13 protein-coding genes are annotated in these 16040 nt (G+C 43.5%); all 13 read left to right on the forward strand.

Annotated features, from left to right (window positions below):
- Positions 1 to 474: 474 nt before the first annotated feature.
- The 13 genes from AC1Z3S_RS18090 to AC1Z3S_RS18150 all read left to right on the forward strand — a co-directional run bounded on the left by AC1Z3S_RS18090 (position 475) and on the right by AC1Z3S_RS18150 (position 16028).
- Entirely contained in the window at positions 475 to 2124 is a 1650-nt protein-coding gene (locus AC1Z3S_RS18090; RefSeq protein WP_461741520.1) for a hypothetical protein, read from the forward strand.
- 1 nt (position 2125) lies between these two features.
- Entirely contained in the window at positions 2126 to 3193 is a 1068-nt protein-coding gene (locus tag AC1Z3S_RS18095; RefSeq protein WP_461741521.1) for a glucosaminidase domain-containing protein, read from the forward strand.
- 1 nt (position 3194) lies between these two features.
- Entirely contained in the window at positions 3195 to 3797 is a 603-nt protein-coding gene (locus AC1Z3S_RS18100) for an EF0163 family protein (RefSeq protein WP_461741522.1), read from the forward strand.
- Positions 3798 to 3820: 23 nt separating this feature from the next.
- Positions 3821 to 4162, forward strand: a complete 342-nt coding sequence (locus AC1Z3S_RS18105; protein WP_461741523.1) for a hypothetical protein — start codon at positions 3821 to 3823, stop codon at positions 4160 to 4162.
- Positions 4159 to 5175: a conjugal transfer protein gene (locus tag AC1Z3S_RS18110; protein ID WP_461741524.1), complete on the forward strand. Its 1017-nt coding sequence runs from the start codon at positions 4159 to 4161 to the stop codon at positions 5173 to 5175. The genes AC1Z3S_RS18105 and AC1Z3S_RS18110 overlap by 4 nt, the downstream gene beginning before the upstream one ends.
- A gap of 12 nt (positions 5176 to 5187) precedes the next feature.
- Positions 5188 to 5469 carry a hypothetical protein gene (locus tag AC1Z3S_RS18115; RefSeq protein ID WP_461741525.1) on the forward strand — a complete coding sequence of 94 codons (282 nt, stop codon included), beginning with the start codon at positions 5188 to 5190 and terminating at the stop codon, positions 5467 to 5469.
- A 2-nt stretch (positions 5470 to 5471) separates the two neighbouring features.
- Complete coding sequence (locus AC1Z3S_RS18120) at positions 5472 to 5879, forward strand: TcpE family conjugal transfer membrane protein (RefSeq protein WP_461741526.1); 408 nt, start codon at positions 5472 to 5474, stop codon at positions 5877 to 5879.
- A 36-nt stretch (positions 5880 to 5915) separates the two neighbouring features.
- Positions 5916 to 8411, forward strand: a complete 2496-nt coding sequence (locus AC1Z3S_RS18125; protein WP_461741527.1) for an ATP-binding protein — start codon at positions 5916 to 5918, stop codon at positions 8409 to 8411.
- A gap of 3 nt (positions 8412 to 8414) precedes the next feature.
- Positions 8415 to 10601 (forward strand): CD3337/EF1877 family mobilome membrane protein, encoded by a 2187-nt coding sequence (locus AC1Z3S_RS18130; protein ID WP_461741528.1) that lies wholly within the window; start codon positions 8415 to 8417, stop codon positions 10599 to 10601.
- A gap of 51 nt (positions 10602 to 10652) precedes the next feature.
- The gene (locus AC1Z3S_RS18135; RefSeq protein WP_461741529.1) at positions 10653 to 12485 is read left to right on the forward strand and encodes a P-loop NTPase family protein; all 1833 of its coding nucleotides are present in this window, start codon (positions 10653 to 10655) and stop codon (positions 12483 to 12485) included.
- Positions 12486 to 13253: 768 nt separating this feature from the next.
- Positions 13254 to 14051 carry a hypothetical protein gene (locus tag AC1Z3S_RS18140; protein WP_461741530.1) on the forward strand — a complete coding sequence of 266 codons (798 nt, stop codon included), beginning with the start codon at positions 13254 to 13256 and terminating at the stop codon, positions 14049 to 14051.
- A gap of 474 nt (positions 14052 to 14525) precedes the next feature.
- Complete coding sequence (locus tag AC1Z3S_RS18145; protein ID WP_461741531.1) at positions 14526 to 15020, forward strand: molecular chaperone DnaJ; 495 nt, start codon at positions 14526 to 14528, stop codon at positions 15018 to 15020.
- A gap of 57 nt (positions 15021 to 15077) precedes the next feature.
- Entirely contained in the window at positions 15078 to 16028 is a 951-nt protein-coding gene (locus AC1Z3S_RS18150) for a hypothetical protein (RefSeq protein WP_461741532.1), read from the forward strand.
- The last annotated feature ends 12 nt before the right edge of the window (positions 16029 to 16040 follow it).

Genomic DNA, 16040 nt, shown 5'->3' on the forward strand with positions numbered 1-16040 from the left:
GACAGATTGAAAGTTTTTCTAATATTGTTTAGTTGATTGAAATAACTTGTAGAAAATAATTGGTAATACCTATTAATAGTAAAATATCTAATTTGTTTCTCTTGTAAGTGGGTTGATAGGGTGTCTAAACGAACTAAGAAAAGACTATCTAGATAAAATTCAAGTTGATTTTTTTTGATGTACGATTTCAAGTCAAGAATATTTTCTTTAATGTATTCTAGATTGTGACTATCTATTTTTTTAAACAAATTTAGTTCAATACGATGATAAAAGGATAAAAATATATGCTGTATCAAAGGATTTGCTGTCTCTCTTCTATTACGTAATTTAGAACTAGTATGAAAATTATAAGCGAGCCAAATAATATTGAGAACAGGAGGTATCACCGTCATTAATATAGTTTCCATCATTTACCCCTTTTAGATTTAGTATAGCATTTAAGAAAAGATGAAGTGAAAGTTTAAGGAGGTACTCATGAAAAAATTGAATACGAAACAAAAGAAAGCTCTAGTGATTGTGACTGGTGCTTTTTTTGTTGGTCTGGTCGGGTTTGCGAGTTGGCAAGTCTTTGGTAGCCCAACCGAAGTCACGTCACCGACAACAACAGAATCCACCAGTGAGTCTAGCTCAGGATACAAGCACTATCTAGATGATCGCCCTTACCAAGAAGACAAATCAAAAGCGGTCATTGATCGTTCTACAGACACCCACACCACCGTTATCCCTGACTCCCGAACGAGTCAGTCAAGTGTCATTCCACAGACACCGACTAGGGAAGCGGACTTATCGTCTGAACGGCGGCAGGCACTCACTCAGGTGCAACAATTGGTTGTGACCCAACAAACGGCCAATCAAGTGACGCCAACTCCGACACCAGCGCCAATTGAACCAACACAACCAGTTACACCAGAACCAGAAAAACCGATTGAAAAACCAACTGACCCAGTCGATCCACCCGTTGTGGTTGTCGTGGATTATAGTAATCTAATGACGTTGATTGCTTATGTTGAGTCATTAGACTTTACCAACTATCTCTCTAGCACAACCAGTGCGGTGACCTATGAAGTGGGCTATGCCAAGTCAATGGTTACCGCTCAATCCAGTACCCAAAGTCAAGTCAATACGCAAGAAACCCGATTACGTAACGCTATTAGCCAATTGGTCTTAAAAGGCGACTCTGCCACATTATTAGAAGTCATGACAGAAGCGAAAGCTCTTGATACAGCCTTTTACAACTCCCCGTCGATTGACACACTGCTAGATGTGTTGGTGCAGGCAGAAGCTCTCTTGAAAGACGAACAAAGCCAAGCCACGCTAGACGATATGCAGGCACAACTACAAGCAGCGTTAGACAATGTAGAGAAAAAGTCTGACCTAGAGATTGCGGTCATTCAATTACAGCGGGTGATTGTCCAAGCCGAAGGGCTTTCCGCAGACGACTACACGGGCACCTCTTTTGCGGCAGTAACAACAGCCTTAGCACAAGGCCAAGCGACCATTGAAGAAACAGCGGCGACCTTGGAAGACGTGACCACAGCGAAAGACGCACTCGAACAAGCCATTGCGTCCTTAGTCAAACAAGCGGATAAAGAAGAATTACTGATCGAAATTACGGCGGCAGAAGGGCTAGATTTATCACGTTATACACCCACAACCGCTCAAGAAGTGACCACCGCACTGACAGCCGCACGGGTACTTGTAGATGACACCGAAGTGTCACAAGACACTGTCAATGCCAGTGTAGTGGCATTAAAAGGAGCGGTCAGCCAGTTAGTTCTCAAAGCCGATACGTCGGCATTAGCTACTTTACTGGCTGAAATCGACACCTTACAAGAATCAGACTACACGGCTAACTCTTGGCAAGCGCTACAAGCGGCTTTACAAGGTGCAACGGACTTGATTGCCAATGAAACAGCCACCCAAGCAGAAGTAGACGCCAAAGTAAGTAGTATTCAAACCGCAAAAGGGCAATTAGAAGCGGCACCTGCTCCTTCTATTCAAGCAGAAATACAGGTACTTACGGTAGAAACAGAAGCGACGATAACGTCAGAAACAGAACAACCCAAAGAAGACAAGGGTCTATCTGTAACGGACACCACCGACGTCGAGACTGGCGAGTTGTAAAATGAAAAAAGGCTGTTTAAGCGGCGTGGTCCTTTTCTTTGGCAGTATTCTGATGATTTTCTTCCTCTTTTCAGGACAAAATTCGTCCGAATCTAATCCGACAGGAGCCTCTGGGAATTGGGCGTTTACAGGAGAATACACCGAAGAACTGCCGCTATTTTCAGATGTCAAAGGAACCGGACAGATATCAGATGAAGTCGCGCAATTAGCTGTCGGAACGGCCGTCAAATACCGGTTGTTACCGTCAGTCATTTTATCGCAATGGGCCTATGAAAGTACATGGGGAACGTCGAGTGTGGCCGTCAATGATACCAACTTTTTTGGGATTACATGGTTCACCAATTGTCCGTTTCCACGAGGGTCGGCACGAGGGATTGGCGGCAGTGAAGGCGGCTATTATATGCAGTTTCCCTCTGCTATGGCCTCATTTAGTTATTACGGATTTATGGTCTCCACACAAGCCAATTTCAATGCCTGTGTGGAGAATAGAAGCCCTAGCGAGTGTCTGTTAATTTTAGGCCGTGGAGGCTATGCGGCCGCTGGGATTACCGAAACGAGTCCGTATTATCAAGCCTGTATGGGCATTATTTCATCTAACAATCTCGTGCAATATGACGAGTACGCCATAGCCAAATGGCATTCCCTTCCGACTATGGACAACACGAATCCAACAGGTGGTAGTGGGAATTTAGCTATCCTACAAGCCAAGATTGGCGTGAGTTTGTACAATGGCGAGTGCTATGGCTTAACAGCGTATTACGTCGATCAATTAGGTGGCCCAAAGCTAATGGGGTCAGGCTTTTCAAGAGCCAGCCACATTGGCACAGATTACAACTGGGCGGCTTTTGGGTGGGGTGTCAAAGAAAATCCGAATTTCTCAGACATTCAACCGGGGGACATCGTCAATTTTAGAGCAGGGAATGGGTTTAGCACGGCCTACGGCCATACCGGTGTTGCTATTTCCGCTACAAATGGTAGTGTAACCGTATATGACCAATGGGCAGGGCATGGCGTGACCACTAGCACGTATAGCCGCCCTGTTCAAAGTATTGTGAGGAGGAATGGATAGGATGAAAAGTAAATGGTGGCCGTGGATTACGGCGATAAGCGTTGTCGTCTGTCTCTTGCTAGGCATACTGTTACTGGTAAAAATGACTATGATTTCAGGGGACGACGTCGTCGATACAACCGTCTCAACGTCACAACTAAAGGAAACAACTGGGAGTAGTCAAGAAGAGACCGCCACGTCTCAACAAGAACCAACCGACCAAACAAGTGACTCCTCAGAGTCTATCACCGTAAGTTCCACCACCTTAGATTCGACAGAACCTTATCTTGTCACGCAAGAAGACGATACGGCTATGATTCGGACCTTTAGTGAGAAATGGAGTAGCTTTTCAGATATTTATGAGCGCAACCAGTCCGTCAGAGAGTATCTGACAGACCGGTGCATTGCAGACAATACAATTGACGCCGATCCCCATGTGGAATATGAAGCAGATGGCACCATCACGTCAATCGCCCGCGATACCGAACACCCTGAACTGTATCTTGTGAGGGGAACCCAAGTGTCCAAAGGCTATACCAATGAATTTTTCCTTGCCTTAACCGTCGACCAGACCGTGCATAAAATTGATACTATTACCATTTATGACGTGCGTTCAGGCTATTAACCAACCATCAAAGGAGGAGCATAATGACAGAAGAAACGTACCAACAGGAAAATGAACCCTCAACTCTAGAAGCGAAGGTCGGGTCTGAAACCGTCCCGATTAATGTGCAACAATTTACCGCTATCCAGCGCCAATACAGCGGAAAGGATAGCGTCAAGCTTTATGTGTTACATGAAATTGAACACAAGCAGTATAAAGTAGGGCGTCGCTTGTATTTTGAAGACCTTCATCAAAAATTGGGGGTGACCAAGGCGGCGTATTTACAAGCGTTGGAATTTTTGGACGGGGCAAATTTAGTGGTCAACGAAGTCGTGGTCAATGATAAAGTGCCAAAACACTTGATTGATCGGTACCAAATTCAATGAGTGAACCAAAAAAGTTTGTCGTGCCGGAGACTGCACGAGAGGCCGCTACCCGTCCAAAAAAGCAGGCCAAGAAAAAGCAAAAGAAGCGAGAAAAAAAAGAACCGGATACAGATACTCGCAGTATACGATTTAATCGGAATGTGGTAGGCAGAGTGTTGTCTACCACATTCTTTTTGGTCTTTTTTTGCATGGCGTTTGTCTGTCTGATGTTATTAGGACGGATGAACACCCTCACGTCGATTGCCAATCGCAAGGTGACGACAGAAGACCAAATTATTGCAGAAGTCACGAAAGCCAATGTGAAAAATGACGCCGTGATTTATGAAGGCTATCAGTTTTTGGAGACGTTTTTCAATTATCCCGTGGGAGACGAGGCTCGCAAGGAGCGAGAAACGGCTTTAACCAGTAAGTTAGCGACGAATCTAGAGCCGTCACGACTGGAAACCGTCGCTCTTACAACTGAACGGACACTTGAGAATAGTACCTTTATTGAAGCAAAAACCGCAACCAATGCCACTATCGGGGACTATTATGTCTTGACCTATGATGTGGTCTTTTCAGAAGGCGAAGAAACCTATACCACGCAAGTGGTCTTAGACGCGTCTTTTGCGGAAAATGAGTTTAAACTCGTGTCGATTCCGACCTATATCAACTACCAGCGCTCCAGCAATTTAGCCGGTAACGACGTCAGTTACTCAGAGCGACAATTTTATACATCAGGCAAAGAAGTAGACCAAGCAGAAAAACAAACGGTGACGGCCTTTGTCACGGACTTTTTCCAATTGTATTGTACCAATGATAAAAATTTAGCGCTGATTTCCAATGTCACAGGGCTAACCAATGCGGAATGTAAAAGCGTGACGATTGGCAATATGGTGCGAACGGACGACGATAAGCTGATTGTAGAAGGCGTGTACAGTTTCAGCTATGACGGGTCGACCGAATTAAAGTCGTCTTTTTCACTGGAATTAGACGCTACGCAAGGCAGTTACTTTGTCAATCAATTTATGTAAGGAGAGAATACTATGTTTGATTTTGGACCATTTAGAGATAGTTTTTTTGGACAAATTTTAATTTTATTAACGATTGTAGGGGTTGTATCGATGCTTGTGGCACTAGCCACAGAATCATGGGGGAAATCGGTTGGGGTAGGTGTAGGCATTGTCGTTATAGCTGTCATTATCTTAGCTCTAAAAAATATTCAACCGATAGCCGAATGGTTTAAAAATCTTGTGTTTAATCAAGGGACGACAGGGCTGTCCATTCGTCAAACAGTTGCGGCCCTCACCATTTTCTTGAGGTGTTGACGATGGACTATGAGTACAACTACACACGGGAAATGAAGCAACCGCGGAAGGTATATAAAATTGGCTGGTTTACCATTCCGTTTGCCACTAACGGTGTCCGACTGTCTCACTTAGTTGTCGGTGGGGTCACTGTCGTCTCCATTGGATTGTTACTAGTGATTGGTGCGATTACAGGAATTCCCTTGATTCAATACGTATTAGTCAATGGCTGGGTCTTGTTATTAGCGGCCATTGGCGCGGCATTATGGGGGTTATTCTCTATTAAGTGGGACAACAAAGGCGTAGTTGCCTTTCTTATCGGAAAATGGCTGTTTCGACGAACACACAATGTATCCTATGAACATGGCCACAAGGTTCCTGAAACACACCATACCGCAATTCACTACAAAGGACATAAACTAAGACGCTAGGTGCCTATATGGCACCTTTTTTAAAGGAGGGATTCCATGACGACCACGAAAACAACCGCCGTGGTCTTTCCAACAGAAGACCGGATTCAAAACTTTCTCTTTGCCGCAGATGGCCGTGTTTGGGTGGGGTATCGCTTAAATACGGTGTATTTTCCCTTGAACGATACAGATTTTTTTGAAGACTACCGTGAGAACGGGAAAGGGCTATTGTCCCATGACGAATACGAATACCATATCCTCAATATTCCGAAAGCCTTTGACATCAGAGAACACATTGAACAGACCAATGAGAAGCTGGTACGAGGAGAATTGGCGGACGTTGGCCGCTATTATTTTAATGAACTCGGTGAGTTATTAGAAAAAGAAATTCAGGTCAGCGAGTATACCACCTATCTCTTTGTCTGTTTAACTCAAAAAAAAGAAATCACCACACCGGGAGAGTTTGTTCAGCTCTTTCAAGAGCAGGTAGGAAAAACCATTCGTCAAATGACGGGCAATGGGGCAGAAACAGACGTTTTGTTATCTTTTTACCGGAAACGAGAGAAAGAACTGTTTTTAGATTTACTGAATTACAAAACGGTAGAGCGGGTCACAGAAGAAGAAATAGACCGATTGAATTATTTTATGTTCCATCCAGCGACTGCCCGTTTGCCTAAACGTCCGTTGAATCGTTTAGAAGTGTGCGAAGGGGAGATACGCAATGAAAATGGTTACCTTGTCATTGAACAACTTGACCGTTCCCATTATGTCTGTTTTTTACCGCTGGTCTCGTTGCCTAGTCAGGTCAAAGGCTCTGCTTTTGTCCATGACTTACAACAAAGCGTCTCGTTCCCTATTTTCACACATGAACGAATTCACTTTCATCGAAAAGAACGCGACAGAAAAATGATTAAAAAGAAACGCACGTTAATTTTCCAACAAGAACTCGATTATGACAGTACGGCTGCTCTATTAGATGATGATGACGTCATCTTATTTGGAGAAGAACGGTTAAATGAGTTAAACAACCAATTGGTCACCGAAGCGACCAGAATGTGCAATCTATCGCTTTGTATTGCGGTCAGTGCCTATTCAATAGATGTGTTAGAAGAACGAATTAAAGCGATTGAGTTTGTCTTAGACACGACAGATTTTGATGTTTATCGGTCCAAAGTAGACAATCTCACGTTGTTTAATCAATGCTTATTAGGCAGTAAAAAACGCTTTAAGATTTTCGACCATTACGTCACGACGGGCTATGTGGCAGATTTAGGGATGGACTTATCCAAGCAAGTCGGGAATCGGTATGGCTTACCCGTTGGGCGTGTCATTACAGCGAAAAAATTCCGAGACGTGAGACAGGCCATTGAACTGAGTAGTCAATTGGTGTGGTACAGCCCCCACCTAACAAAACTGGCCATCGAAGGCGCCAAACACACCAACGGAAATACGTTAATTACGGGTCCACCGGGTGCAGGGAAATCCGTATTGGTGAAATTTATTTTCCTTTGGCTGACGTTTTTAGGGCAGAAGATTTTATATGTCGACCCGAAGAACGAAACGGAACTCTTTTTCGCTCGTGCTTTGAAGCAATACGGCAACATTCCCATGTTTAAAAAGCTCATTAAGAGTGTGGCCTTCATATCCATATCGGATAGTGAAGACTATCGCGGGATATTAGACCCGCTTATCTTTTTACCCAAAGAACAAGCCGAACAAGCCGCGTTAGATGTCTTACAAACGCTGGGCGAGCTGAATAAAGACAGTCGCACTGCAACGAAGTATAAAACCGTGCTTATTCAAGCGATTAAAGACGTCATGGAGGGAAACAACCCCAACAACTTAAGTCGTGTGATCGACCTTGTCGCAAAACGAGAGCCAGATTTAGGTGTCCTATTGGCCAACTACAACCGTGGCATTGGGAAAGTCTTAATCGGGACCGATACCAGTAAAGCGATTCGCTTTAACGATCAAATTAATGTCTTAGGCCTTCAGGGATTAAAACTCCCCAATGAAAAAGAAGTCGAAAGCAAGGACTTAACCAGTGACCAAATCGCCAGTGTCGCTATCTGGACGACCATTTTGAAATTGACGTATGTCTTTTCCGAAGACAAAACAGAAGACGCCGTCATTATTTATGATGAAGCGGGCGCAATGGAACACACGCCCCAAGGGCGCTACGCCATTGACGATAGTCTCCGAAAAGGCCGTGCCAATAAAACGGATATTACACTGGTTACCCAAGCCTTTATGGACTATGACAAAGAAGACAAAAAGGAGCTGATTTCTCACAAGTTTGCCTTCAAACCGAAAGCGCAAGCCGCACAAGAGAAGATTTTACAGTTCTTTGAAATGGAGCCAAACAAAGCCAATATGGACTTGGTAAAAAGTTTAAAAGCCGGCACATGCTTGTTTCAAGACCATATGGGGCGCAATCAACCGATTGCCATCGACGTCATGTTTGAAGAATGGCTGAGTGCCGTGTCTTCTACAGACAAAGAAGGCACACAATCGAAGGTCGCCTTAGATATGGAAATGAAAGAAGGGGTGTAGCCTATGCAAAAAAAGAAACGGTGGGTCTGGTTTTGGGTGTCTGTTTGTTGTATCTGCTTCTTGGGGGTTGTCTTGTTTTCCCTACAGGGACAAGCAGCCGAAGAGGTTCAGAATGTAGCCCCTGCCACCACGGTCTATGAGATATTTGACCGGTACGCCACCAACAGCTTTCAATTACTCACGAAAGAATACAGCTCCTTTACCGGGATTAAAGCCGCCATTGTCAATATATCAGGGACGTTTAAAGACTTGATGTGGGGCTTGGTGAAGTTTCTTGGCTTGATGAATGTGAAAGTTGCCGAACAATTGTTTTCGATGGATATCACGTCTGGTTTAAAAGAAAGCCTCAGTACCTTAAGTAGTGGGTTAGCCGGTACCTTGTATAATGCGGGGACCACGCTAGGTATGGTGGCCATTGTCGTCATCATGGTCGCGAAATTTGCGGTCGAACAACGCTTTAGTAATGTTATTAAAACCGCCTTACTAGGCGTAGCGTTAGTCACGTCGTTACTCATTTTGAGTAACCCAACGTCCAATCGCACCATCATGGACGGGCTATTTAACATCAGTAGCACGGTAGAGTCGGAATTAATTCAAGCGAACCCTACCTTAAACCCAGACGACGCCGCCAATTATGATGGCCTCACGACAGGGGCAGAAAAAGCCAAAAAGAGTGGGGAAGTCATAGCGGCGAATATCTTTAAAAGTAGCGTCTTTGACCCGTATTTGATTATGAATTACGGCACCACCGATGTGGAAAGTATTCGCTCTAAAACAATTAAAATTGATGGCGAAAGCTATGATCGAATAGGCGTCTTATTAGACAATGACTCCTTAGAGGATGATTCCACGTTGTATGATAAAGTCGTAGACTATGAAAGCAAAGAGTTAAAGAATACGACCATTAACTACAAAAACAATTGGAGCAACGCCATGTTCTGCTTGTTTTATATCGTCTTAAATCTCATTCAGTTACTCGTCTTTTTTGTCTTGGCTATGATACGGCTGGTCTTTCAGTTTATGCAGCTCATCTTAATCCCGATTTTACCGGTCATGTTGTTTGTCGGACTATTTGCGACAGGGCTAAACGTCCTCAAAAATTACGCCAAAGGCTTTGGCCTATTGACGTTAGGACAAGCCTTCACTATTTTGCTTTCTATCTTTTTTACGTCGTTTATTAGTGTCGGCTATTCCATTGCCAGTTCCCAATCAGACCCGTTTAAAAAGATTTTGATTATTGTCGTCTATGTCCTTATGCCGTTTTTTATCTACAAGTTTAAAGGTTTCTTTCTTCTGCTATTTTCTAGCAATCGAGGTATGGCTATGATGTTCTTACGGCACCCGTTACAAGGGCCGAAGAAATATAAAGAATACCAACAAAACCAAAAAGCGCAGAATCAGAAACGAAAGGACGCGGCACGCGATAAGTATCAAAAAGACGACAACAACCCCAACAAGCAACATAAATATAAATTGCAAGGGCGCAATCCGAATCAAACAACGGGGAATAAACCCGATAATGAACGGAGGTCGAGCCAGTCCCGACAAGACCCATCCGGAAGTGGCGAGACACAACCAGATGGCATTGTAAGGCGAGAAAGGAAGCCTAAAGAAGAAAAGACGCGCACACCACGACAACAGCTTTCCCGTCGGGAATTGTCTCCAGCGAATCGAAACGGGGAACGTCGCCAACCGAATGCCGCAAGCCGACGCTTGGAGCGCCTGCATAACCAGAGCCAGCAACAAGAAAAAGTTGGCACAGCCAACCGGAAGAATGCGGTCTTGTATCGCAAAGAACAAGCCAGACGAGACCAATTGTCTGCTAATCGTGGCGACAAACGGGCGCAACAGCGTGATCGTATTCAGCGGTCAGAACGTCGCCCAACACGCAGTGGGCAACGTCAACGAATCACGCAAACGACAAGAGGCCCTGTTCAACGGCATTCAGGCAACACCCATGTGCGTGCTGGCCAGCACTATGAAGCGCCAGCTACTCCGACAAAATCAAATCGACGGGTTGGCACTTCACAGGTCAAGAGCGCACCATCCACAAGAACACGGGTCACTCGACAGGTTACGCCTCCGACAACGTCCAAGCGACACGTCGCAGGAAAACGTCAAGCAGTGGACGCACCGTCTAAATCGGTACGGCAACGTACCACGAGACCACGAAACACCACAGGTAGATAGCGAAAGAGAAGGGGGAACCTTCTCTTTCTTTTTTTTGAAAGGAGTTCTTCCATGAATGATACGTTTAGATTGAATCAGAACCAAAAGAAACAGAGTGACACGCCACCGAAAAAGCTGACTCTCTATCAACAAATTGTGCGTGTCCTCTTAGTGATTGGTGTATTCTTTTATCCCTTTTTTATTGTCGGTGGCTGCTTGTTTAGTGTCTTCCGAATCGTCGTAAAGGTACTCGATAAGCAACATACAGGGGAGTTTGAGTATATCCCCATTCTAAAACGGCACACTGCCAGTTGGATACTAGCAGCTGTTATCGGCTTTATCGTCAATTGCTTTTTATTTGTTTTTGTATGGCCGAGAGGGTATCTAAGTGGGTATCTGTTCTTTCCTCTTAACTTATTCGATACGGTGATTACGTTTACGCCTCAGACCGTCTATGCGTTACTCGCTGGTGGTCTTGGCGTGGCGTGTATCATGGGGGCGTTTGTCTCGTTTAAAGAGAACCGAAAAGTCGTCTCCAAAGAGAAGGAACTAAACGAGATCCGTGAATCTAAAGACTACAAGCAACGTCGTGCCGATCGCTTTGCGATAAACGAAGCCCTCACCAAAGAATACAACCGCAACTATGACCAATACATTCGCTTACATGCCAAAGAGAAATTGGCCACCATGCGGGAAAACGTCTTTTTAGGTGTCGATGAGTTTGGCAACCCGCAATATGTGTCGTTAAAAGAATTGAACCAGCACATGTTGTTAAATGCGACAACTGGTGCGGGGAAGACGACTATTTTGAAACTCATCATTACCCATTGTGCCATGTTTCATATCCCCTGTTTGTATATCAATGGGAAAGGCGATAAAGAGATGGAAGAGATTATGATGGATATTGCCCAACGCTATGACCGACCCATGAAAGCATTAACCGACCATAACAATCTTCGCTACAATGTCGTCAAGCATGGGAATAGTGTTGCGGTACGCGACCGACTATCTATCATAGCCGAAACAGAAAGTATATTTTATACGGGAAACAATAAAGCCTTGTTAATGGGAACTATCCAATTGATTGATGTATTTTCTATCAAACGGACACTTCCTAACATCATGACGTACTTAGAACCGCAACACGTCTTGACTCTTTTTTGGCAAGCGATACAACACAATTCGTTTACGTCTCAGCGTCAAGAAGAACATATCTTGGTGAATCGTTTTGATGATGACACGCTGGCGGTAAACTCCACGCAGGATAACGGCACTATGCCAGCTGACCTTGATGAGTTATACGCCGAAGTGGCGAAACATTCCTCAGAGTTGACGCCACCACAAGGCAAATTGTTTCGTCAATTGTTCCAACGGTACGAAGTCAAAGACAGCGGCTACCTCTATTTATATAAAACAGTAGAAGCCTTACAGATTAGTATTGGACTTCTACTAGACAGCGAAATCGGCTATCTATTTGATACGGAAGAAGAGAACGTAGAGGAGTTAGATTTGTATGACGACACCAACAACAATTACTTATTGTACGTCTCATTAGATGGTTTGGTGTATCAAGAATATATTTCAAAACTGGCTCATTTTGTCACGTCAGACATCAATTACATGGCGTCGAAGCGATTTCAAACGAATATTACAGACACCTTTTTTGTGTTGTTTGATGAACCCTCAACGTACCTCAGTCCACTGTTTATTGACACGCTAAACAAGACTCGTCATGTGGGGATTCATTGCATTGTCTCGCCACAAAGTTTAGGCGATATTGAAAACATTGACCCGATTTTATTGCGTCGTGTGATTGATAATGTGAACACGTTCATGGCGGGACAAACGAACCATCCGGACTACGTGGAACAACTCGCCAACTTAATGGGAACGTGGCACACGTAAAGAAGTCGCCAAATTTGTCATTCACCCAGATACGATTAAAGGCTTACGAACAGGCGAATACGCCCTCTATCGAAAAGGTGATAATCACCGAGAACGAGCGAAAATCATTTATGCCCGTCAACCAATTTAAAGGAATAAAAAAACAAAGCAACTATTTCTTTTAAAGGCAACTAATTAATAAATCAAGTGGAATTAGGGTGGAATTACCCCGGAATTAGGGTGGAATTACCCTGAAATTAGCTAAATTTTTGACTGGTTCTCAAAACGTTGGTCTGGCGCTCTTTCTAAGACTTTCTAAGCCTGCCCCAGCCCTTGACCATTCCCTCACAACGTATGCAAGCATACTTATGAGAGGGAATGGTCAAGGGCTGGGGCAGGCAAGGCAGACTAAGAAATAACACCAAACCAACAAGAGAACCAGTCAAAAATACGATAGAGAGTAAAAGAAAAAAGAAAAGGTCAAGAGCATGTGTGGGGGATCATCAACAAGCACCCACTTGTGTCACGCTAGAATCGTGTAACACGCCGGAGTGCTTTAAATTCGATGACCCCCACACACCAAACTCAACACCCTAAATCCCTCAATCTTGAGGGACTTCAAACGCCCTAAATCCCTCAACCTTTGAGGGACTTCTAACCCCCCCCCCCGCGCCCCCCTAACATTAGGGGGGTGGAGGAAAGAAAATTGCACGCAATTTTCTTCCATAAAACACAACCAACTGCTGACCTGCTCTCACAACGAGTCGGCAAGAAAAAGAGGTGACAACTATGACCAATCCACTACTCGATAATTATTATGTAGATGTTTCTGATAAACGTACAGTTGGTCTGACAATTTTGGTATTACTGCATGAACTACGTGTGCTGACATCTGAACAAATTTTGAATTTGCTTTCGTTAACTGGGAAGTCTTCTTTTCCGGCAGTTAGCAGATGGACAACGTATTTAGAAAAGCAACAGTTTATCTCTAGTCTGAAAATACAAGAACGCAACAACGAAAAATGTTACTACCTGACCAAAGAAGGCAACCGCTATATTGGTGGGTTGTATGGTTATCCAAGAAATCCTGATTACAATTTGAATCATCATTTATTACTCACGGATTGTCTGTACACATCTATGACGATTGCACAAGAATCTCCTTTTTTTCATAGCGTCTTAACAGAGCGTCGCCAAGCCTATGAAAAAAAAGAAACTGAAAATAAAAAAGGCAACACGTACACCGTAGCGGATTATATTTTTTCCTTTCTCACGAAAGAAGAAAATGAAATCCGCCATTATTTTGAAGTGGAATTAACCTTTAAATCCAAGAACCGCTATTTAAAAGGGATTTTCCCAAAATATTACCACTATTTAGACCAAGGCATTCATCAACACGATTATTTATTTTATATCACACCCAATGAGTATATCTTAGGCGAATTACGAGCCATGAAATCCTATTTCTTTTCGCAAGAAGACCGCAAGGAAAAAGTTGCCAATCGGTTTCAAATTGTCCACCTAGATGAATTTCCGGCAAGCTATCGGACACTCGTCATGCAGTCTGCTGTTTTACAAGAGCGGTAAACCCCAAGGTCAAACCCGAAAGTCAAGACCCAAAGCCCGACGAGAACGCCAACCTTCCGCCTGTTTTCCGCAGAACGTGTCGAATGATTGGCAAAGAGTGGCAACAGAAACAGTGTTCCTAATTTGTGTACCAGTCATTCGGACTCTATAAGCTAACCCATAACCTGAAAACAGACAAGGGTAAATGTACGCGCACGCGCGCCCTTGTCTGTTTTCAGAACATGTGTTTTAACGCTTCCGCCGAACGACCGATACACGAAAAGGAACACTAGATGTTGTTTCCAACTCGCTCTTTGACAATCAAATAGACACAACTTTCAAGTTTCGCAACCGAATTGTCTTTGTTCTCTCAAGACCTTTCAAACCTGCCTCACTCTCTCAACCGAAAAGTGGGGTGGGTCACCTGTCTTCTTTTGAACGTCAGTTATGGCATGTGGACTTGAAAAAAATATAAAAAAACAGGAGGAAAAAAGTATGACGTATATTCAAAAAGTGACCACCTTAGAGGAATTAAAAAAAGAGTACAAACGGTTGGTGTTATTGTATCACCCCGATTGTGGCGGGGACGAGGAGATTATGAAACAAATCAATAATGAATACGATGAGTTGTTTCCAAAATTGAAGCACAAACATGTAAACAAAGAGGGCGAACGGTATGAAAAAGACACCGACGAACTGCCGAATGAATGGCGGGATATTTTGTCTCACCTGTTAGGGTTAAAAATGGTAGGCGTGACGATTGAAGTGATTGGCAGTTTCTTATGGGTTTCCGGTAATACGAAACCGTATAAGCAAGACCTTGGAAAAGAAGGGTTGAAAATGAAGTGGAGTCCGAACAAACAAGCATGGTACTTATCCCCGAAGGGCTACCGTAAACACGGCAAAAAGACCTTTGAAATGGACGATATTCGCTCGATGTATGGGAGCCAACAAGTCAGAGCGAAACAACCAAAAGCATTGACCTATTAACTAATACAATAGGCGGGGCGCTCCAGCGCCCTAGCCTTTATTGAAAGGAGAATGACCATGCACACCACGTCAACATTAGAAAATACAACCTTCCAAGAATTTCTGACCACTCCAGATCGCACGCTATTTTGTGAAGTGGAACAGTACCTTCTTTACAAAGTAGACGCTGGTTATCCAAACGCACGTTTTGACTATTTGTTTTCACAACGCAACGACACAGGGATATTTTTCCCACACGCTAACGAATGGGAAACTTCTTTTTTAGGGCTCTATGACCATGAGAACAACCATTTTTACCTCGAAGAAAATTTCACTTTTGATTATTATTTCAAACAGATTCAAAAAGATAAGTTTTTATCCTATGACGGTCTGATGGAAGACTTTTGTTATCAATTTCGCACGAATGTATTACAAATCGTAGCAGAAAATAAGCTGTACTTTCTAACGTGTGGGCAAGAACTAGGAGACTTAGAGGAGTGTCATAAACAAGCTGTTCAAGCAGAAATTGAAGCCTCTATTTTAATAGGTACAGCTCGAACAGAACGACCGATACAAGCTCCTGATTTTTCCCATAATTCAAAACTATTCCTTGATACGCTTTGTAATCAAGACGCACTCCTTCATCAATTGGCATTTGAGTATGTCACGGAACATAAAGACCAGTTAGTCCAACGTGTGTTAGTTGAGGAGTTTAGCCATTGGTATGAACGTAGTTTACAAAAAAATGAAGTCTTTCAACAAAAAGTAGCCTTATTTGAAAGTGTGAGAGATAGCGACAAAAAAACCGTCATGATTGACTATCAAAAGGGCGGGAAAGCCTTCACCTTCAAAGTTGAAAATCAGTTTAATGCTCATATGACGTACTTGTCTACTTACAGCATTGTCAGTCCGAAAGACAGGCAAGCCTTTAAAGAATTATTTGGCTATGAAGATATTCAGTACGAGCATATCACAGCCGTTTACTATCGCAAGCAACAATTATTTCCACCATTAAGTCAAACAGCGTAATCACCACTAAAA

It is taken from the genome of Enterococcus sp. LJL90, from assembly GCF_056924355.1.